Origin of the sequence: Halobacteriovorax sp. YZS-3-1 (genome assembly GCF_047084945.1) — a bacterium.
Classification (GTDB): Bacteria; Bdellovibrionota; Bacteriovoracia; order Bacteriovoracales; family Bacteriovoracaceae; genus Halobacteriovorax_A; species Halobacteriovorax_A vibrionivorans.
Genome location: NZ_JBKIYI010000002.1, coordinates 767835 through 789073, shown reverse-complemented (window position 1 = coordinate 789073; position 21239 = coordinate 767835). Strand labels below are relative to the sequence as shown.

The window sequence follows — 21239 nt, the reverse complement described above, 5'->3', positions numbered from 1 at the left end:
GCCATAATTTTCAAAATAGACTTAACAGTTAATAAATAATGTTAGTTTTGTCATATGACAAAGCTCTCTTTGAAAACAGGTATATTCACTATACTCCTCACCTACTTGTACCTAAGTATGGCACAGGTCTATGCTCAAGATTCCATGGAAATGGACTTAGTAATCAATGACATTACAATCGAAAATGATTTGGGTGAAGATATTGGAAATAATCTCTTATTCGGAATTGAAGAGCTTGAAAGTAAGACAGGTGAAACTCTTGATATCATCAAAGTAACAAATGATCTTGAAAATTTAAAAAAGAATAATGATGAAACATATGAAAATGTTGAACTTGAAGTACTGCCAATAGATTCAAGTAGCATTTCAATCAAATTTGAAATGCAAAAGAAAAGAATTATCAAAAGAATTCTAATAAGTATTGAAAGTATAGAAAAAGACAAGAATGACATTGATAATGACTTAAGGAAGGAGCTTAAATTAAGACGAGGAGGAATTTTTAAGTCCAAGGATATGATGCTTGATATCTCCTCTATTGAAAACTTCTATAAGAAAAAAGGATATCCTCTTGTTAAAGTTAAAAAGAAACTTGAGCTAAATAGTGATTCCGAAATTATCATCGACTTTAAAGTTCTCCTAAATACAGCTGAAGTTACAATTGATGACATTAAAATTTCTGGAAATAATTATTTCACTGATAAAGATTTAAATAAAATTATCAAATCTAAAGAGTCTTCTTTCTTCTCAAAGAATCTCTTTATTGAAGAAGAATACTTGAATGATATCGAAATCATTAAACGTCATTATATGGAAAGTGGTTTCATCAACATTGAAGTAGAAGCAGATTATAAAGTTAAAAAAGATGAAGCAGATATTTACTTTAAAATCAGTGAAAACAAGCAATTAAAATTAAACAAATTATCAATTGAAGGTAATTCTTTTTTAGAAACTCAAGAAATTCTTAATGTTTTAAACACAAAGTTACCCACGGCCTTTTCAATAAAGAAGCAAAGAGAGGCCATTCAAAGAGTGCGAGAACTATACGGAAATAATGGTTACATCTTCACACAAATAACGATGAATTATGACGATAAGAGTGAGAGCGCAACACTAGTTATCAATGAAGGTAAGCCGCAAAAGATTATTAAAATTGAAATAATTGGTAATACAAAAACAGTACCAGAAGTTATTTATGAAAAGTTAAATTTTAATATCGGAGAAATGGCAAATACGAGCAAGATTAATGAGTCTATATTGAACCTTTATAAAACTGGTTTCTTTAAAGATGTAAAAATTGACTTCTTCCCAATGACAACAAGTGCTGGGAAAGTAGTCATTCAGCTACAAGAAAACAGTACTCAAACAATCCAATTCTCACTTGGCTCAGCCTATGGTGGAGCAGGTTTTGGGGTTTCTTTAAGTGACAACAATCTCTTTGGGACAGGAACATCGCTTGCCCTATCAACAATGATCTCAAAAGAAATAAATCGTGTTGGTCTTGTTTATAATAATGAGAATATATTTGGATCTGAAATTGATCTTAATATCAGTGCTAATCATGACTTTGAGAGAAGTTACCATTATAAAGAAAAGAAAACAGCTCTTAGAATAATGTTTGAAAAACAAATAAACAAGAATATAAGTCTAGGGCTAGGAACTCGCCTCGAGTTTGTTTCCATTGATAGCTTATCACAACAGTACTCAGATAATATCGACTTATCTGACACAAAAGATGTTGTAAGTGGCCTCATTGGTTCTTTCGCATATCGAATTCAAGATAAAGAAGAGAAAACTAATGGTGTAATATCTGTACATCTTCTACCTTCATTTCATAATCAGGAATTATTCTTTAAAGGAGTCGTTAATGCTCAAGTAACAAGAGATATTTATGAAAATGATGAAGGCGGTAAACATCAAATTTCAGGAAGAGTAACCCTAGGATATGCATCTCAAAGTACTCCTTTTTATGAAAGACTACAAGGTGGAGGAAATGGAACTATTCGTGGGTTTGAGTATGGATCAATAAATAAGGATGGCCAACTCGGATCTAACTCAATGATCTCAGCGAACCTTACATATAGTCTTCCAATATATAAGGATATCTTTAGCGGTGTACTCTTTTTAGATGCATTTGCTCCAGGTAGTAGTGACTTCGCATTTGATGACTTTAGAGTAGTTGGTGGTCTTGGGCTACGCGCTCACATGAACGCAGGCTTTGTACAAGAGACATTTGAAGCAGGTGTCACTATCCCACTCATAGGCAGACAAAATGATATAACAAAACCTTTTTATTTTATAATTGGAGATTATGATCCAGCTTACAACTTATAGGAGATTGTAATGAAGAAGAATCAATTACCTCAGCTCATAATGGCACTTACCATTATAAGTGGAGTTAGTGTCCAGGCACAAAATTTAAAAGTATGTGACAGATTAAAGAAAGACTTTGATATTAAAGATGTTTCATTTGAAGATTCACTTGATAAGGCCGAGCGATATGCTAATTCAGATAAGCATTGCAAAGCGGCTCGAAGCTTTCAATTAGCAATGGTTAAGGATCAATCTAAAGCTCTTGAGCAAGGGCTAGATATCAAATTACTAAATGAGCTTTATGAAGGTAATTTTCTTAATGATTATGTAAACTTCTCATTATCTCTAAAAAAACTAATAAAGGATCATCCACAGTCAGAGTTAATGCATTTTCAAATGGCAAACCTCTATAATCAGAATCTACCTAAAGACATTAAAAATATGCCAATTGGTAATTTTGTAAAAGCAGATGGTAGTGCTAATAATATCGTTAATGAGTCAATTCTTGTTAACCAAGACTTCTTAAACAATTATCCAAATTCAAGATTTTCAAGAGAAGTTGAAGAAAATCTAGCTAATTCAAAAACGGTAGCTCTAAAAAAAGGGTTGGCCGACTTTAAAAATGAAGTTTGGCTTAATAGAAAGTCTGAAGATAAAGATATTTACGAATATCAAGCTGCAATTCTAATGAATCAGATAATTGAAGCAAATGACGGACGCACAAAATCTCAAGCTCTATTAGAACTATTTGAGCTATTTGCAGACAATCAAAATTTAACAGATGCAAAAGAGAGAATGGCAAACTTAGCATCATTAATTGAAACAAGTGAAGATGTAAAAAGATCGGAGCTAAGAAAAGTAAGAAAAGAGCTTAAAAAAATAGGAAAAGTCCCTCAAACAACGAGTCTTTTGGATTTAAATAATAAAATACAAGAAGCTAGTGAACTTCAACAATCAATGCTTAGCAATGATGACTTAAAAGAATTAATCAAAAGTAAAAAAGGTAATGATCGTTCAATCTTTATGCCTATTGAATTCTCTGATTCTGAAAAATCAATGATGCTAAAAACACTTGGTGTTGTTGGTGTAATGATGGCCTTTGATAAGCCTTTGATGGATTTTGTACAAGATAATAAGAACGATACAATGACAACAATTACTGACTTTACTAACCTCTTTGGAGAAAAAGCAGGACTGCTTCCTGTAGTTGGTGCTTCAATGGCAATCGGACTTGTTTTTAAGAATGATCAATTTAAAAGAGCTGCCGTTAGAAGTGTCGGGGCCGTTCTAATTGGACAATTAGCAACTCAATTACTTAAGTCATTGAGCTCACGTGCAAGACCTCGTGAAGGAAAAGGTCCATATCACTTCGATGGTGTAAACTTTGGACGAAATAACACTTCTTTCTCTTCTGGTCACTCTGCTGGAGCATGGTCAGTTATGACTGTATTTGCAACAGAGTTTAAAGACACAAAAATTGTACCGATTGCAGCCTATTCTCTTGCTGCTTTAACGAGTTTTGCAAGAGTCTACAAGAATGCTCACTGGTTCTCTGACGTTACTCTAGGGGCCCTAATTGGATGGGTATCAGGTAAGATTATGTATCGTTTATTTGATAAAAAAGAAGACGGCCCAGTAAGTTTTACGCCAGTAACTGGAGATCTAAACGGTGCTGCTGTAACTTATAAGGTAGATGGGCAAAAAGACCTTAGAGCTTGGCCTATCGATTATTATCAACTAGTTTTTAATAATAAAGAGTCTGAGTAATACTTGAAAACAGTACTGGTTATCATATTCACTTTAATACTATCAATTGGCGTAAGTTCAAGTACTTATGCCATTGACTATAGTGTTTCTGATAATCAGGATGTTTTATTAGATATTAATAAAACTATAAATAAGCGTTGGCGTGACCTAGAAGAATTACAAGAGAACTCTGACTGGGTTGATACTCAGCTTAAACTCCAATATTTTGGAACAATTTATCAAAAAGGCTGGTTTGGGCCAAAAGTTCAACGTCAAATTATGCCATCTTTAGATGGAAAATACATTGTTGTTGATTCTATATCTGTGGGTGTGCCAATTCTTAAGCAAATGGCCTATTTAGGAACAAACTTTTTAATTAGATCTTCTTTACCATTCATTCAAGGTACTCCAACTGAAGAAAGACATTTCTCTAAGGCAACAGCTGTAGATAGTTATGAAGAAGCTATTGAGCTAAAGCATATGGAAGTAATAGACTTACCGACTTCACGTGAGAGATTCAATTCGTTAAGAGTGGGTCAACAAGTAAATACTGTCCTAACATCTGGTTTTGCTTCAAGAGTAAACCTTCTTTGGCTTGATTTTCTAAATGTTGTTATTCCAGAAGTTACGACTTTTGCACCAAAAGCAAAATTGAAAATTTCAAAATCATTAGATGTAACAATTGAGAAAGAACAAAATGACATTGCAATAATAACAATCAAACATCTCGATGATATGTCTAAAGGTGCAGGACTAGGCTTAAGTTTAATTGTCGATGAGATTATTGATCTTCCAATTTCAATCGGCATTAATGAATCCCAGGGCTACTCACCTATTGTCTTTAATCTAAAAAAGAGTAAACAAGAAATAAATCAACTAATCTACCGCCTTGATTTGAGTACACCAGAAGGACTTAAAGCTTACCTGAGTTTTCTTGACCAGGACTTTTCAGAGATTCAAGATTTAGAAGAAAGTGGAAATGAGAGTGTCGAACTTTTCATGAAAAAAGAAGGCCAAAGAAATAATTCTGAATTTAACTGGGGTTTAAACTTTGTTCTATGGAAGACAGGTGCCCGCTATATAAGTGAAAACGGAAAATATGAAACGAGGTTTAAAGATGGTGAAAACCTAAAGTACGAAGAAATTATTTATTCAAAGGTCAGTGATCATAAAGGATTCTCAGGCAAGGAGAAAAGAAACTATAACTTAAAGGCCGTTGTACCTACAAATGATAATGCGACAAAGTCTTTTAGCCTAACTATCAATTACTCTTATTCTGATGATGACAGTTCAGGAAGAGAGTTAAACAAAGAGGCAGACTTTTTATATGAGCGCTACCTTGATAATGGGATGAGAATTGATTTCGATAAAAACCAAGACTATGGAAAAGTACAAATTTATTCATCACTTATCTTTTCAACAAAGGCAATTGAGGAGCTTATAGAAGTCGATGACTTCACCCTTTGGGAGTCCATTGCATTAGCATTTGAATATACAGATTCTCTAATATGGATAAGTGAAGAAGATCGCAACGACTTTAGAAGAGATAATTATGTCTACGAACATTCTGTCCGTAAGAGAAATCATCTTTCAGCTAATCAAAAGAAGAAACTTAAACAACTTGAAAACTTAAAATTAGCACAAAGAGTATATAAGCTATTTGATAAATTACGTTCAAATATCTCGGTAAAAGAAAAAGCCAAGCTTCTTGTTCATGGACTAAAATCATCAAAGTTAGCACCAGTCGTGCAAAAAGCAATGGTCAATATAATTGGGATTAACGATTTAATGGGACAAGGATATATAAAGGGAAATCTCTACTAATCTTTTAATCGCCTTAATTTCTTTCCATGTAAATAACAATTAGTACTATGATCTTGAACGATTCCACATGCCTGAAGAAATGCATAAACAATAGTACTTCCGACAAAACGAAAACCTCTTTTTTTCAAATCTTTTGATATATCATCACTTAATTGTGTTTTAGAGGGATATTCTTTTAGATTTTTAAATGAGTTATATATAGTTTTTCCCTCTGTAAAAGACCAGATATACTTATCAAAGCTACCAAACTCTTTTTGAATCTTTAAAAAAGCCTTTGCGTTTGAAATAGTTGACTCGATTTTAAGGCGATTTCTAATAATCCCTGGATTATTCATAAGTTTTTCAACTTTAGCAGGGGTAATCTTTGAGACCTTCTTTATATCAAATTGGTAAAAGGCCTTACGATAATTATCACGCTTCTTGAGAACTGTTTCCCAGCTTAGCCCGGCCTGGGCGCCCTCTAAAATGAGGAATTCAAATAATACTTGATCATCATGCACAGGTCTTCCCCATTCACGGTCATGGTACTTCACATATTGATCGTTAGATAATTTAAGCCACGGGCATCTTTCTTTCATAGAAAAAATTATATCTCTTTTTTTAATTACGGTTAAGTATTAAAATATAAGCTAGTGCTTTAAAGAAGGAAAATAAATGAAAAAAGTCGTTAAAAATCTTAGCTTCTGGGTCCTTATCGCTGGGATTCTAGGGTATATATTTGGGTCAATTTTTGGTGACCCATCTTGGGCAACAATGAAGACGCCACCAAACTTCTATCAAATAATCGTTATGATTAAGTCAGTATTTATTAGTGCTCTTAAGATGATGATTGCACCAATGATTTTCTTCTCTCTTATTGGAGGGATTATCAATATTGGTGAAATCACAAAGCTTAAATCAATGGGACTAGTAACTATCACTTACTATGTCTCAACGACTATTATCGCAATTATGATTGGCCTTACTGCTGTTTTCTTTATTCATCCATGGAAGAACTCAGGTGTTACCATAAAGACCAAGGATACAATTACTCAACAAAAGCCTGCTCAGTTTATTGAAGAAGGTTCAAACTCGATTCCTGTAGTTATTAAGAAAGTATTTGAAACAGCTCTTGTTAACCCATTTCACGCTCTTGCAAATAATAATATTTTAGGAATTGTAACTGCGGCACTTCTACTTGGGATGTCATTATTAATTGTTCATCATACTTCAAATCCACTATATCAAATAGTAAAGGACCTCAATATTGTCATAAATAAGGTACTTCATTGGATTATAAATCTCAGTCCAATTGGGATCTTTGCCATCGTCTTTGATTTTAAGGTGAAGGTTTCTGGAGATATCTTTAGTGAACTGCTTTCATTTGCCCTGCTAGTCTTTGGGGCCACCATGGTTCACGGCCTTTTGGTTTTACCATCAATAGCTTGGTTCTTTGGAAAGCTTAATCCAATTGATCTATTTAAAAAGACGGCCCGTCCCCTTCTTCTTGCCCTGTCAACAGCATCAAGTTCAGCAACTCTTCCTGTTACAATGCAAACTTGTGAAGAAGAGTTAGGAGTTACAAAAGGAGTCAGTGGTTTTGTTTTTCCTCTCGGTGCTACAATGAATATGGATGGTACAGCATTATTTGAAGGTATTGCGGCCATCTTTTTGGCAAATCTCTACGGGATTGAATTATCAGGTGTTGCCATGTTCTCAATATTCTTTATGGCAATGCTCTCATCAGTTGGAGCTCCAGGAATGCCATCAGGTTCAATGTCGGGTATGCAAATGGTATTATTAGCGGCCGGGATTCCTCTTGAAGCAATTGGTATCCTCCTTGTGATTGAAAGGCCTCTAGACACATTTAGAACGGCCGTGAATGTGGAAGGTGATATCATTGGTGCTGTCGTCACTCAAAGATACTTAGATAAAAGAGAAGCAACTTAATAGGTACGTCGATACTTTTGGTATGACCAAAAGTATCGACGTACCTAAAACTATTTGAGAGAGTCTTAACCTAACTACTTAAGAACAACATTAAATGCTAGGCTAACTTTATTATCAATTGCCTTATCACCTAAACTTTTGAAGAAGCTTTTAGATCCGTACTTAATTCCAAAATCTGTTCTATCAAACTCAAGTGTTCCAACAAATTTCTTTCCATTATTAGCAGCAAGGAAAGTAACTTCCTTCGTTTTACCCAATATTGTCATATCCGCTATTACTGTAAAACCTTTTACTTCTTTAATTTTTAATGTAGCAGTTGGGTATTTCTTTACGTTGAAGAAGTCTTCATTTTTAAGGTGACCATTTAATTTATCTAGCCACTCACCTTCAAGATCTGTTGCTGTAAAAGAATTCATATCAACGACAACTGTTCCAGATACAAGCTGACCTTTTTCAACTTTAACGTCACCAGATTTAATTTTAACTGTACCAAAGTGGCGACCTGTTACTTTTGTTCCCTGCCAGTAAATCGTTGACTTAGCAGTGTCGATTGTCGCTGCATTTGTTGTTAAAACCGTTAGCGCAGCAAAAGCAAAAACTAATAACTTCTTCATAATATTTTCCTCCATTTGATTATTGAATTATGAAATTTCTTAAAAATATAATAGCAAAACATAGCGGAAAATAAAGATCATTATTGGCGACAAGTTGTGCTATAATTAGTCCATGATTTGGATAACGATAGAACAGATTAAATGTCTTCAGGCCCTTGATGAGGCCGGCAGTTTCACTAAGGCCGCAACAGCACTAGCAAAGGCGAAGTCTGCGGTAATTTACTCAATTAACAATCTCGAAGAGCAAGTAGGGTTCCCTCTTGTGGATCGAACGAGCTACCGACCTCAAATTACTAATAAGGGTAGAGACTTCCTCAATGAAGCGGCCAAGCTAACAGCTCAATATGATCATCTTATTGAAAAAACCAAGCAAATTTCATCTAATGTAGAGACTCGCGTTTCCATTTCAGTATCAGGAATCTACGAACAAGAAAAGCTTTATCCAATTATTAAAAAGGCCATGTCACTTTACCCTTCCACAGAAATTATTCTTGAAAAAGAAATATTAAGTGGAGAGAAAATGCTCATGGAAGGTCGAGTTGATTTAGCAATATTTGAAGATCTTTCTCGTACTAAGAATTTTGAGTTCAAGCCTGTTGGTGAAGTTGATATGTACCTAGTTATTACAAAAGATCATCCTTTTCTTGATTTACCTAAGAAAGAACAGAGTTTCGCTAGTCTTGTGCAATATCCACAAATCATCCAAAGAAGTACCATTCCGGATGACACAATAAAACTTGGTGTAATGGATGAAGCTCTAAAGTGGCGAGTAACGGATACTCCTTCAAAGAAAGAGATAATTCTTAATGGTTTTGGCTGGGGACGTCTGCCCTCAACGATGATTAAAGATGAGCTTAAGAAAGGTAGCTTGGTTCATCTTAAGTCCCTAGAGAAGAAATCACTTGTAAAATTCTGTCTCGGACACAAAAAAGGCCATCAACTAGGAGAAGTGGCCCGATTTATCTGGGATTCTTTCTAGATACCTAAAAGAATTACCTATTTTCAAAGGTTTTCTCCCTTTTTTCAGTGATAAGTGTTAGGTTGGGCCATTATTATTGATTTAAACACAAGGTCCAAATGGAAACTATTTATATTGGAAATCTCAATTACAAGACTTCTGCACAAAACCTTAAGGGAATTTTTTCTCGCTACGGTAAAGTAAGTGATGTGAATCTTCTTAAAATTCCAGGAACTGAAAAGAGTAAAGGTATTGCTTTTGTAAAAATGCAAAAGAAAGATCAGGCACAAAAGGCCATAGATAGTCTAAATGCCACTCAACTTGATGGTAGAACTGTTAAGGTCTCATTTGCAATTGATAATCACGAAGTAAAAAAGCAGCGTGAAGTGGAAGATAAGAAAAAAGTAGCTAAAGAAATAAGCGAAGAAAAAATTATTGTCGCTAAGAAACGTCGCCGTCGTCGTGGCCTACAAGAATTATTTGATAACGTTAGAAAGTAGGCACTGAAATGACGAATAATGATATTTTAAAAAAGCTGCGAATTGCTCTTTCTCTAAAAGATTTTGAAATCATCGAAATCTTAAAACTTGTCGAATTTGAAATGACTAAAACTGAACTTTCAGCTCTATTTCGAAAAGATGATCACCCTAATTATAAGGAATGTGGCGATCAAGTACTAAGAAAGTTTCTAAATGGTTTAATCATTAAAAACCGTGGAACGAGAGAAGAAAGGGCCGAAAAAGCAGCGGCCAATGCAAAGAAGCCTACAGCAAATAAAGCGGCTCCAAAAACAAAGAAACACTCAAAGGTAAAATTCAATGGTTCATATAGGAAAAATAAACCTTCTAAAGGTCCTAAAAAAACTTCATAACGGTTATCGTCTAATTGACCAAGAAGGAACTCAGGAAGTCTTTCTTCCAGAGGACTTCGCACCTTTAAAAATCACGATAGGTGGTGACTTAAAGGTCTTCATCTATCCAGATACTCAGGGAGAGCTAGTGGCCACAACAGAGATGCCATTTGCATGTGTTGGTGAGTATGCTCTATTAAAAGTTGTTGAAGTTCAAGAGTTTGGTGCTTTCTTTGACTTAGGTATTAGTAAAGATCTACTTGTTCCTGGAAATGAACAAAAAATAAAAGTTCGTCCATATGAGTCTCACCTTGTGCGAGTTTGTAAAGAGGACGGTACAGGAAGAATATTTGGTACAACAAAACTTGGTCAATATATTCAAGGCTCAGACTTTGATATAAGTGAAGGAGATCAAGTTGATATTCAAATTGCTTCTCAAACTGAGCTTGGTCATCGTGTAATTGTAAATCGTAAATTTATTGGAATGATCTATAAGAATGAAACATTCCAACGAGTTTTAGTTGGTAATACATATCAAGCATTCGTAAAAAAGATCCGTGAAGACGGACTTGTGGATGTGGCCTTGCAAGAACAAGGAATTAAAAACTTAGTTGATTCAAAAGATGTTATTTTAGACTTTTTAAAACGCAATGGCGGCTCAAGTATTTTACATGACAAAAGTTCACCAGAAGATATTAAGAACTTTCTAGGAATGAGTAAGAAAACATTTAAGAAATCGATTGGTATGCTTTATAAAGACAAGCTTATCGAAATAAATGATAATGGAATAAAATTAGTAGAAGATAATAGATAAAGAAAAGCCTCGCAATAGCGAGGCTTTTTTAATAAGTGAATTTGCAATATTATATATATTAATTAGTTACTTTAACATTAATAGCGCATGGACCTTTTGGACCTTCACCTAATTCGTATTCTACTTTGTCACCATCATTAGGCTCTCCACCTTGAACTGATGAAATGTGAAAGAAAAGATCTCCACCATCATCTTTTGTGATGAAACCGAAACCCTTTGTTGAATTGTAGAACTTAACTGTACCTGTACTCATTTTAATAAACCTCTTAAAAAAATTGTTTTTGTTAAGATAATTTTACCCTACAAGTAGCCAAATACCTACGAAAAAAGGAAAAAAAATTTATTTTGCTGTCCATTGTCAGTTTCGTGAAAAAGCCTCTTTAAGTTTCACTTCTAACTCTTTGATTTTAAAAGATTCTTTTTTTGACTTTGTGCCCCAAATAGCTCCGGGCCACGCTCTATCACTAGAGTAACGAGCGATAATATGAACATGTAATTGCGCAACCATATTCCCTAGAGCGCCAATATTTATCTTTTCAGGCCCAAAATTCTTATCAAAAAATAATGAAACCTCGTTAATTTCATCCATCAATTGTATTTGATCCTGACGTGATAATTCATGCACTTCTCTTATGTCTTCAAGACGTGGAATTAAAACGGCCCATGGGTTTTCAGTATCGGGAAGGAGCATGAGCTTACAAAGTTTTAAGTCACAAATCTCTACTAAGTCTTTCTTTAAAGTTGGGTGTAAACTAAACATTGAGTTTTCCTTTTATCGATTTCGCAACTTGAAAAGCTGTCGAAAAACATCCTTGTAAGAGATATCCTCCAGTAGGTGCTTCAAAGTCTAACATCTCACCTATAAAGTAATATCGATCATTAATTTTCATACTTAGGTCTTCGTTTAATGAAGAAAAACAAACTCCACCAGATGTTGAAATGGCCTCATCCATTGGACGAGTTCTTCGAGCAGTAATTAAACAGTCCTTAATAACATGTGCAAGATATTCCTTATCAACTTGTGCCTTCTTGCGATCAAGAACTTCATACAAAAGAGCAAGTGCCACTTTATCTAAACCTAATCCTTTCCTTAATCGATTTGTAAGAGAGTCTTTTCCCCTCTTAGTAACTTTCTCAAGGACTTCTTTAAAAGTGAGATCAGGCTTTAGGTCAATACTAATGACTCCTTCACCTACTTCATCAATTTCATCACGAACAAAGTTAGAGATAGCATAGATAGCGCCACCTTCTAGGCCATATGGAGTTAGCATAATCTCACCTCGAGCAGACTCTCCTCGACTAGTCACAATGACATTCTTTACAAAGCCTCGGTCAACTTTTTCTAAAAAGTGCGATGACCATTCAACTTCAAAGCCACAATTCATGGCCTTTAGCTTACGAGTTTCAACTCCAAGTTTTTCGATATAATCGATCCACTTACCATCACTACCTGTCTTTTTCCAACTTCCGCCTCCAAGAGCGAAAATATAGTAATCAGCTCTAACTATTTTTTGGGCATGCTCATGACGAAAGACAAGATCGCCATCATCAAGAATATATTCTAATTCGTGTTTTAAATGGAGATGAAAATTAGGATGATCTTTTAGGGCCTTCATCCATTGATAGAGAATATCAGCGGCCTTCATTTTCTTTGGAAAAATACGTCCGCTTGAACCAATAAACGTTTCTGTACCAAGCTCTTTTGCCCAATTAACAAGATCCATCGGAGTAAAGTCTTCAATATACTTTTTAAATCGCGCTTCATTAACACCATAGCGTTTAACAAAGCTTGATAACTCTTCACCGTGGGTAAGATTTAAGCCGCTATTTCCAGCAACTAAGAACTTCTTTCCAACTCCACCTGTTTTTTCATAGAGGTGAACTTCAATATTATTTTTTAACAGCTCATATGCGCAGAAGAGGCCGGCCGGGCCTCCTCCAACGATGGCAACCTTTACTTGTTTTGACATGTTCAAATTTTAACATGCTAGCAAGTGACAGGAAAGTTATGCAGCTTTTGAGGAAATAGTATCCATATCAATTTTATATCTCAAAGCCTCGATTAATCGATCAATCTTATCTTCAGAGATGGGCTCATGTTTACGAGAATCATTAATTAGGTCATTCCAAGCAACCACATGGTCAATGACATCCAGATCAACATCACTTAATTTAATAAGTGCCATTGGCCAATTCTCAAAACTTCTGTGCTCAATCTCACGATCTGATAAGAGATTAACATTTTGATGTCTAGGATCGAGAATAATCTTATTATAGGTATAGATAACGTCTTCTTTTTTTCCTTCAATCACTTGAAAGAAGAAACCGCCGTTGTACATGAGAACACCGGTGACATCACGGGCATTATTATTTCGAAAGGATGCAGAAGTAATTTTATTCAAGTCGCGATCTGCCTCAAATTCACTAGTCTTCTCACTAATGTAGATAATTTGATATTCATTACTCATTATGAACCACCTTGCTCGTCTATTTCTTCCATTATAGATGTCCAAATGGATTCTTTTGAAGACAAGAATACTTAAATTGCTACTTAATAATGAATCTATTCAATGCTTGATTTTTGATACTTCAAAAAGAACTTGAGCATCTTTTTGTAAAAACGATACCGCAGCAGCTCGATATGCCTTCCTCTTCTAACGGTTGCTAATTTCACAGTTGCTTGGTTTTCACAGTTGCTAAAGGTTTCAACTCTTGTTTCTTTGCCCCAAATAAACAAGCTCGCATTTGTTCTTTTCTGATCCCCTTGCATGTCACAACGATTATGATAGAGCCATCGCTCAACAGCTTCCCTTGCTCCAATATGGCCAAAGTCATACTCAGGCATATAATCCTTTCCTGCATATGGAATTGATTTATCCTTGGTACCATGAATATGAAAAATAGGAATCGCACTGGCCTGTGGACATGGATCCTGCTCAACGATAATTTCTCCATTTTCATCTCGAAGATCTAGAGATGCTCCCAAGGTGCCAACGGCCGTTACATAATTGGGATAAGCACAGGCCATCTTATAGGCAAAGAAGCCGCCGTTTGAATGGCCGAAGTAATAAATTCTTCTGGTATCGACTCGATTAAAGTCTGGATGTGAAGCTATATAGTCGATAAGATTTTTCATATAGAGCGTATCATCCACTCCAGTTTCGTAGAAATCACAACAGAAGTTTCCACCATTCCAAAATGTATTACCGTCGCGATCAGTTCTCCCTTGAGGAGTAAGAATCATAAACCCAAGAATATCTTTATAATTCGAAAGTCTCGTTAGTATATACTGGAGAAAGATATTACCGGTATAGCCATGTATATTGACCACAAGTGGCCATTTTTCCCTTTCTTTATATCGTCTTGGTAGCTCTAGAAGGGCCTTTGGGTGGCCATCTTTTGAGATCTTTATATAGTGAGTTGTCTTAATTGCCTTAAAGCGATGATGCTTTGAGTAATAGTCTGATGGACCAGCGTAAGCATTTAGAGCAATAAGAAGGAACGCCACTATTGTGGCCCAAGCTTTCACGACAGACTCCTTTTGATGAGACAAATTTTATCACAATCAAAAAAATCTTTTGATGAAGTTAGTTGTCTTTGGCCCTAAAATAATTTTGCTTTAAGAACCAAGTAAATCCGTAGACTAAACGCATTAAATATATTAAGCTATGCCTCGTTAAGCATCTATTTAAAATGAAGGACAATTTATGATTTCAACTTCCAATGTTGGTTTAAGCTTTGGTGGAAAGAAGCTATTTGAAGACGTTAATATTAAATTTACTCCAGGTAATTGCTACGGGCTAATTGGTGCCAATGGTGCTGGAAAATCAACGTTTATAAAAATTCTTTCAGGAGAAATTGAACCTAATAATGGTACAGTTAATATCACTCCAGGTGAGCGCCTCTCAATTCTTAAGCAGGATCACTTTGCATATGAAGAAGAACAAGTTCTTCAAGCTGTTCTTATGGGTAACGAAAAGCTTTACTCAATTATGAAAGAAAAAGATGCCATCTACATGAAAGAAGACTTTAGTGATGAAGATGGAATGAAGGCAGCAGAGCTTGAAAGTGAATTTGCCGAAATGAATGGTTACGAAGCAGAATCTGAAGCAGGTATCCTTCTTTCTGGTCTAGGGATCGGAACTGAATACCATTATAAGACGATGAAAGAACTTACTGGTCCAGAAAAAGTAAAGGTCTTACTTGCTCAAGCATTATTTGGATCTCCAGATATTCTTCTTCTGGATGAGCCGACAAACAACCTTGATATCAAGGCCATTCAGTGGCTTGAGAACTTCCTATTAAATTATGAAAAGACTGTGATCGTTGTATCCCACGATCGTCACTTCTTAAATAAAGTCTGTACACACATTGCAGATATCGACTTTGGTAAAATCACAACTTACGCTGGAAACTATGACTTCTGGAGAAAGTCTTCAGAGATTGCAGCAAAGCTTCGTGCCGATCAGAATAAGAAAGCAGAAGAGAAGGCAAAAGAGCTTAAGGCCTTCATTCAACGATTCTCTGCCAATGCTTCTAAGTCTTCTCAGGCGACTTCTCGTCAAAAGCAATTAGAAAGACTAGAGCTAAACGATCTTCCAAAATCAACTCGTAAGTATCCATTTGTTCATTTTGAACCAAAGCGTGAAGCTGGAAAAGAGATCCTACGAGTTAATAATATTTCTAAGACAATTGATGGTGTTAAGCTGCTTGATAATATTTCATTTATGCTCAATAAAGATGACAAGATTGTTCTTCTTGGTGAGAACGATGTTGCTAAGTCAACTCTTATGAAAATCCTTATGGGTGAAATGGAGCCGGATTCAGGTGACGTTGAATGGGGTGTGACAATAACGAAGTCATACTTTCCAAAAGATAACTCAAGCTACTTCATGGATGGAAAGAACGATCTTGTGAACTGGCTGAGACAATACTCAGAAGATAAGGATGAGACATTTATCCGCGGCTTCCTTGGTAAGATGCTTTTCTCAGGAGAGGAAGCTCTTAAAAAGACGAATGTTCTTTCAGGGGGAGAAAAAGTTCGTTGTATGATGTCTAAGCTTATGCTCTCAGGGGCAAATGTTCTTCTAGTCGATGGACCAACAGATCACCTAGACCTAGAAAGTATCACATCAGTTAACGAAGGTTTCACTAGATTTAAAGGTAATCTAATCTTTACTTCTCATGACCACGAGTTCATTCAGACGGTTGCAAACCGTATTATCGACCTAGATCATAAAACTGGGAAAATGATCGAAGATAAGTACATCAGCTACGATGACTACCTAAAAACAAAAATTAAATAATTTGAAATACCAAGGCCTCTTAACTGAGGCCTTTTTGCTACTTAGTTCTCACTTTTGACTTTGTGCAATGTAAGAAATCCTTCCAAATACCTATAATATCGTAACAATAAATGTAAGAAAGTTAATTTAATCGGCCAAATAAAATTTTTATTTCAAATCTCCTTTTTCCCAAGCTAGAAGAAAGAATATTTTAATAAACTCTAGGGAGATTCTTCATGAGAAAATTAGTTCTTTTTGCTGTTCTAGCAGCACTTACGGCCACAACTTTTGCAGCTGGTAGACGTGATGACCGCGATCGTCGATCACGTGGAAATAGTGGAAAATACGACAATAGCCGTACACGTGGTAATAACCAATCAGATAGAAGTCGTTCAAGAAATACAAGAGATGACAGACGTTATGATAACTCAAGAACTCGTAATGATCGTCGCTATGATGACTCTCGTACGAGAAGAACAGATGATAGAAGATACGACAATTCTCGCACAAGAAGAACTGACGATAGAAGATACGATGATTCTCGCACAAGAAGAACTGACGATAGAAGATACGATGATTCTCGCACAAGAAGAACGACTGATAGAAGATACGATGATTCTCGTACAAGAAGACCAGATCCAACAAGAGCATATCGTCGATATCGCCACACACCATATCGCGATCATGTAAGACACAATCGTCGTTGGTACACGACTCGTGACTACCACAGAACAATTAGACCAATTTACGTATATAACAACCGTTGGCTAAGAGTAAGAGTTTCATATAGTGATGGTTATTGGTATGGATCAGATTACCCATACTTCATTTATAATGGTTACCGTCACCGTTACAGTTCATATGATACATGTAATTACGAGTTAGTTGATAGCTATACTGATCACGTTGAGCAAACATTTTACTCATATACTTGTTCTGTTGGTTATGACATCTGTGCTGACCTTAGAGATGATCTAAATTACTACCAAAACGATTACCGTTATTTCTGTGCCGAAAGATATAACTGGTAAATTTCAATACTTACTCCAAGGCGGCCTATATACCGGGCCGCCTTTACTTTCTAATAAAGCGATTAAAAGAAGCAAAAGAAATGATAATTGAAAGAACAATTATCAGCATACCAAAGCCAATAATTTCAACTCCACTAAAGATATAGCGCAGATCAAATTGTAATTCAGCAATTGCAAAAGTTACCAGTTGACCAAGGACAATACCCACTAAAACAGAGCTTATGGCCATCAATGCCATCTCTTTCATAACAGACTTTCTGATCTCACTAAATCGAATTCCAATTATATTTAAAAGAGAGATATCCTCTCTTCGTGACTCTAATTGATGTGAGATTAGAGAATAGATCACTAAGAGCCCAACTAAGAAAACAATGAAGCTCATAGTGACTAGAATCTTTGTGATACTCTCCATTATTGTTGCGATCCTCTTTAGAGAACTTTGAATATCGATAAGTGATACGTTTTGAAATTTAGCGGCGAAATTTGATTGTAGCTCATCATTTACAACGCCCTCACCTTTACCAACTGCTGCGATAAAAGTTTTTGGTGCATCCTCAAGAACACCAGGGCCAAAAGAGATAAAGAAGTTTGGAAGAAAGCTTGTCCAACGAATTGATCTAAGAGCAACAACCTTAGCTAGAATTGGCATTCCCAAAACATTGAATTCTAACTCATCACCTAAATCAACTCCAAGTCGATTTGCATATCGATACTCTAGGCCGACTTCTGCAACTTCATCAGTTTCAAAGTCGAACTTCTTAGGCAGGCGTCCTTCTATAATCTCCTCACCGCGTACGAGGTGATCACGATAACTTAGATTCGTGGAGCGGTTACGACTCCTTCTCTCTCTTTGTTCTTCCCTTGTAAGATCTTCTCCTTCACTAGGTTTATAACCTTCACCATTAATTTTAACAAGTCGTCCTCGAACGATTGGAGAGATATTTAAGAGCTCTAATTTTTTTTCTTTAACAAAAGACTTTAAATCATCGACTTGTTCGGGTTGGATATCAAAAAGAAAATACACAGGTCTTTCTTCTGCGGGAAGCGAAAGCTCTGCACTTAGAATGTTTTTCACTGATGGGATGAGAGTCATAAGTGAAGTCGATATAAATAGGCACAGAAAAATAAATAAAGTGGAAATTTTATGTCGAGTTACATACTTATAGGCCATACTCGATGAGAGATTAAGATTTAATCTAAGTTTACCAAGCCTATCTAAGATAAAGCTTCCCAACGGAAAGAATATACCGACAATAACAAGGAAGACGGCGATAAATGCACTTCCAACTTTTATACTTTCACTTAAGTAAATGGCCATTACCCAGTAAAAAAGAATAATTGGAATATATAATAAATAATCATAAATATTACGTGAAAGCGTTGTATCGTGATCAAATAGTGCCTTCTGGTCTAGTCTTAAATAAGGAATAATTAAAGCTGGAGCTAAGACAATTGTTGAAGCAACACCAACGGCCATTGTGACGAAGAATGTTGTTAATTCAAATTGTAATTTAATATCAATACCTAGGTTCTTACTAACCATAGTTTGAATAACAGGACTAAAGGCCGAACCAATTGTAATACCTAATAGAGAACCAATAAGACCTAGAAAGAAAAGCTTTAATGTATAGATTTTAAAGATATCTTTCTTACGCATTCCTATGAAACTTAGGATTGCAAGATCTTTTCTACGTTTTAATAAGAAGCCTCTAAAAAGGTAGATTAGGCCAAGTCCTGCTAGAAAAAGACCACAAAGAGATACTAGGCCAAGAAAGTCTCCAAGATAATCCATCGATCGACCAACTCTTTGAGAATTAGACTGTGGTGATCTCACTCGAATGGATGAGTCCACAATTTTACTTTCTAAATTCTTTTCGACTTCTCTTAAATTCTTATCTGAGAGTTCACCTGCAATTTTAAAATGAACACTTCTCCAAATTGTACTCCCAGGCTTAATTAGCTGGGTTGAATTTAAAACTTCATTTTTAAGATATAACCTTGGGGCAAGCTGACCCATCGAAAATCCGGCCGCGCCATCCTCTTCAACAATACCTGCTACAACAAAGGACTTCTCCCCTATTTTTACATTATCACCAACTTCTAAACCTAGTTGCCCAACAAGCTCTGGATAAATAAAAACTTCATTATCTTTTATATCTTTAAAGTGTTTTCCACTTTTTGCAATGATATCTCCATAAAATGGAAAGCCTGCACCAAGTCCTCTAACATTAACTAAACGAGACTTATCACCGTTAAAGAGCATGGAATAAAGAGAGCGATTCTTAGTCATCTCAGTATAATCGAGATTTTCCTTGGCCGTATCAAGACTGTCTTTTGTGATGGCAATTCTTGAACTGATAGAAATATCAGAACCAAGAAGAGTTTTAGACTTTGCACTTAAAGCATTATCAAAAGAAGATTTAAATACTTCAATTGTTGAAAGCCCAACCATTCCAATTGATAAATTTAAAATAAAAATAAGAAAGAATACAGGAGAGCTTCTTAGCTCTCGCATTACCATTTTAATCTTCAAGACTAAGAACTCCATTCTCAAGATGATATATTTTTTCACATCTCTTAGCTAAGTCCTTATCGTGAGTCACAAGAACAAGACTCATCCTTTCATCGCGAACGATATCAAATATAAGATCCATAACTTCACCACCTGTATTCTCATCAAGAGAGCCACTTGGCTCATCTGCCAATAAAACACCAGGATGAGTAACGAGAGCTCGGGCAATAGCAATCCTTTGCTTTTCTCCGCCACTTAGTTGGTTTGGAAAGTGACTTTTTCGATGAGACATTCCGACTTTTTCTAAGAAGTAGTCCACTCGCTCACTTTTATCACTATTACCATTGACCTCTAAAGGTAGCAGAACATTTTCATATGCGTTTAGATGTTCTAATAGGTGAAATTGTTGAAATACAACACCAATATGTTTTGCTCGAAGATCAGTTATCTCTTCACTATTTAAGTTCTTGAGAGAATTAGAACGATAAGAAATATTGCCGGAAGTTGCATCATCAATTCCACAAAGAAGTGAAAGCAGAGTTGATTTACCACTTCCTGACTTACCTAGAATGGCAATGGTTTCCCCTTCACTAACATTTAGGTCAACGCCCTTTAGAACGTTTAATACTTCTTCCCCTTGAGAAAAGTCTTTTTTTACTTCATCTAAAGTTAAAACAATTTCAGTCATTAAAGTGCTCCCTTAATAAATGGGGCAACAGTTTTTGCAATGATCTTATGCCCTTCTTCATTTGGATGAATTCCATCATCTAAATTTAGTTTTCTTTGTCCTGCTACGTCTTTTAAGAGAAAAGGAAGTAAGGTTACTCCTTCTTCTTTTTTTAAATCAGGAAACATTTTCTTAAACTCTTTTGTATACTCAGGCCCATAATTTGGTGGAATCTGCATTCCTGCAAGAATCACTTTTACACCTTTTGATTTTGCTAACTTAATGGCCTTTTTAAGATTATCTTTTGTCGAGTGAAGCTTAATTCCTCTTAGACCGTCATTTGCACCAAGAGCTAATAACATCACATCTGGCTTACCTCGTAGTGACCACTTTAGACGGGAAACAGCTGAAGCTGAAGTTGAGCCACTGATACTAGCATTCATAACAGTGATCTCAATCCCTTCTTTCTTTAGAATATCTCTAACGAGATTCGGATAGGCTTTTTCCGGGTCAATTCCATAACCAGCAGTCAGAGAATCTCCTAGAAATAAGACTTTATTTGATGCAAATGCACTAAAGCTGATTAATAGAACTAATAATAATTTATTCATATAAAACCCCATTTTAAATATTCTATGGCATCACAGCAAAAATAGCGAAGTTCATTTCGCTTTTTTACAAAGATTTAACATTACAGCT

Annotated in this window: 20 protein-coding genes; 10 read left to right on the top strand and 10 right to left on the bottom strand. The window is 35.5% G+C overall.

The window, feature by feature from the left end:
- The first annotated feature begins 54 nt into the window (after positions 1-54).
- From ACMAZI_RS13820 to ACMAZI_RS13810, 3 genes are read left to right on the top strand one after another with little or no spacing between them, the layout of a single operon-like run.
- On the top strand, positions 55-2331 hold the full coding sequence (locus ACMAZI_RS13820; protein WP_412474331.1) for an outer membrane protein assembly factor: 2277 nt from the start codon (positions 55-57) through the stop codon (positions 2329-2331).
- A gap of 9 nt (positions 2332-2340) precedes the next feature.
- On the top strand, positions 2341-4077 hold the full coding sequence (locus ACMAZI_RS13815) for a phosphatase PAP2 family protein (protein ID WP_412474330.1): 1737 nt from the start codon (positions 2341-2343) through the stop codon (positions 4075-4077).
- A gap of 3 nt (positions 4078-4080) precedes the next feature.
- On the top strand, positions 4081-5880 hold the full coding sequence (locus tag ACMAZI_RS13810) for a hypothetical protein (RefSeq protein ID WP_412474329.1): 1800 nt from the start codon (positions 4081-4083) through the stop codon (positions 5878-5880).
- Here the strand turns inward: ACMAZI_RS13810 and ACMAZI_RS13805 are convergent.
- Positions 5877-6458: a DNA-3-methyladenine glycosylase I gene (locus ACMAZI_RS13805; protein WP_334679159.1), complete on the bottom strand. Its 582-nt coding sequence runs from the start codon at positions 6456-6458 to the stop codon at positions 5877-5879. The two genes, ACMAZI_RS13810 and ACMAZI_RS13805, sit on opposite strands and share 4 nt — an antisense overlap.
- Positions 6459-6534: 76 nt before the next feature.
- Here ACMAZI_RS13805 and ACMAZI_RS13800 point away from each other — a divergent pair, with 76 nt between their 5' ends.
- The gene (locus ACMAZI_RS13800) at positions 6535-7809 is read left to right on the top strand and encodes a dicarboxylate/amino acid:cation symporter (RefSeq protein ID WP_114706483.1); all 1275 of its coding nucleotides are present in this window, start codon (positions 6535-6537) and stop codon (positions 7807-7809) included.
- 74 nt (positions 7810-7883) lie between these two features.
- Here the strand turns inward: ACMAZI_RS13800 and ACMAZI_RS13795 are convergent, their stop codons facing one another.
- Positions 7884-8423 carry a YceI family protein gene (locus ACMAZI_RS13795; protein WP_412474328.1) on the bottom strand — a complete coding sequence of 180 codons (540 nt, stop codon included), beginning with the start codon at positions 8421-8423 and terminating at the stop codon, positions 7884-7886.
- 112 nt (positions 8424-8535) lie between these two features.
- Between ACMAZI_RS13795 and ACMAZI_RS13790 the strand changes: the two genes are divergently transcribed.
- The 4 genes from ACMAZI_RS13790 (at position 8536) to ACMAZI_RS13775 (ending at position 11045) form a co-directional block, all read left to right on the top strand.
- A complete protein-coding gene (locus ACMAZI_RS13790) occupies positions 8536-9402 on the top strand; it encodes a LysR family transcriptional regulator (RefSeq protein ID WP_412474327.1) in 867 nt (288 codons plus the stop codon).
- 98 nt (positions 9403-9500) lie between these two features.
- Entirely contained in the window at positions 9501-9881 is a 381-nt protein-coding gene (locus ACMAZI_RS13785) for an RNA recognition motif domain-containing protein (RefSeq protein WP_114706486.1), read from the top strand.
- Positions 9882-9889: 8 nt separating this feature from the next.
- Positions 9890-10252, top strand: a complete 363-nt coding sequence (locus ACMAZI_RS13780; protein WP_412474326.1) for a DUF1456 family protein — start codon at positions 9890-9892, stop codon at positions 10250-10252.
- Positions 10200-11045 carry a S1 RNA-binding domain-containing protein gene (locus ACMAZI_RS13775; protein WP_412474325.1) on the top strand — a complete coding sequence of 282 codons (846 nt, stop codon included), beginning with the start codon at positions 10200-10202 and terminating at the stop codon, positions 11043-11045. The genes ACMAZI_RS13780 and ACMAZI_RS13775 overlap by 53 nt, the downstream gene beginning before the upstream one ends.
- A gap of 58 nt (positions 11046-11103) precedes the next feature.
- On the opposite strand, the gene ACMAZI_RS13770 is transcribed toward ACMAZI_RS13775, so the two are convergent.
- From ACMAZI_RS13770 to ACMAZI_RS13750, 5 genes are all read right to left on the bottom strand, one after another.
- Positions 11104-11298: a cold-shock protein gene (locus tag ACMAZI_RS13770; RefSeq protein ID WP_115360793.1), complete on the bottom strand. Its 195-nt coding sequence runs from the start codon at positions 11296-11298 to the stop codon at positions 11104-11106.
- A gap of 105 nt (positions 11299-11403) precedes the next feature.
- A complete protein-coding gene (locus tag ACMAZI_RS13765) occupies positions 11404-11805 on the bottom strand; it encodes an HIT domain-containing protein (protein ID WP_120404497.1) in 402 nt (133 codons plus the stop codon).
- Positions 11798-13015 carry an NAD(P)/FAD-dependent oxidoreductase gene (locus ACMAZI_RS13760; protein WP_115360797.1) on the bottom strand — a complete coding sequence of 406 codons (1218 nt, stop codon included), beginning with the start codon at positions 13013-13015 and terminating at the stop codon, positions 11798-11800. Before ACMAZI_RS13760 ends, ACMAZI_RS13765 begins: the two co-directional genes overlap by 8 nt.
- A 36-nt stretch (positions 13016-13051) precedes the next feature.
- Positions 13052-13513: a BLUF domain-containing protein gene (locus ACMAZI_RS13755; protein WP_120404495.1), complete on the bottom strand. Its 462-nt coding sequence runs from the start codon at positions 13511-13513 to the stop codon at positions 13052-13054.
- A 95-nt stretch (positions 13514-13608) separates the two neighbouring features.
- A complete protein-coding gene (locus ACMAZI_RS13750) occupies positions 13609-14574 on the bottom strand; it encodes an alpha/beta hydrolase family esterase (protein WP_412474324.1) in 966 nt (321 codons plus the stop codon).
- 178 nt (positions 14575-14752) lie between these two features.
- On the opposite strand from ACMAZI_RS13750, the gene ACMAZI_RS13745 reads away from it, so the two are divergent.
- Together ACMAZI_RS13745 and ACMAZI_RS13740 are read left to right on the top strand one after the other, a co-directional pair.
- Positions 14753-16351: an ABC-F family ATP-binding cassette domain-containing protein gene (locus ACMAZI_RS13745; RefSeq protein WP_120404493.1), complete on the top strand. Its 1599-nt coding sequence runs from the start codon at positions 14753-14755 to the stop codon at positions 16349-16351.
- Between the two features lie 215 nt (positions 16352-16566).
- On the top strand, positions 16567-17361 hold the full coding sequence (locus tag ACMAZI_RS13740) for a hypothetical protein (protein WP_412474323.1): 795 nt from the start codon (positions 16567-16569) through the stop codon (positions 17359-17361).
- A 43-nt stretch (positions 17362-17404) separates the two neighbouring features.
- Here the strand turns inward: ACMAZI_RS13740 and ACMAZI_RS13735 are convergent, their stop codons facing one another.
- Genes ACMAZI_RS13735 through ACMAZI_RS13725 form a run of 3 tightly spaced genes read right to left on the bottom strand, consistent with a single transcriptional unit; the run spans position 17405 to position 21151 of the window.
- Positions 17405-19894 (bottom strand): ABC transporter permease, encoded by a 2490-nt coding sequence (locus ACMAZI_RS13735; RefSeq protein WP_412474322.1) that lies wholly within the window; start codon positions 19892-19894, stop codon positions 17405-17407.
- Positions 19884-20561, bottom strand: coding sequence for an ABC transporter ATP-binding protein (locus ACMAZI_RS13730; protein ID WP_199506625.1), 678 nt, complete (start codon positions 20559-20561; stop codon positions 19884-19886). Before ACMAZI_RS13730 ends, ACMAZI_RS13735 begins: the two co-directional genes overlap by 11 nt.
- The gene (locus ACMAZI_RS13725) at positions 20561-21151 is read right to left on the bottom strand and encodes an arylesterase (protein ID WP_334679152.1); all 591 of its coding nucleotides are present in this window, start codon (positions 21149-21151) and stop codon (positions 20561-20563) included. Before ACMAZI_RS13725 ends, ACMAZI_RS13730 begins: the two co-directional genes overlap by 1 nt.
- Positions 21152-21239 lie beyond the last annotated feature (88 nt).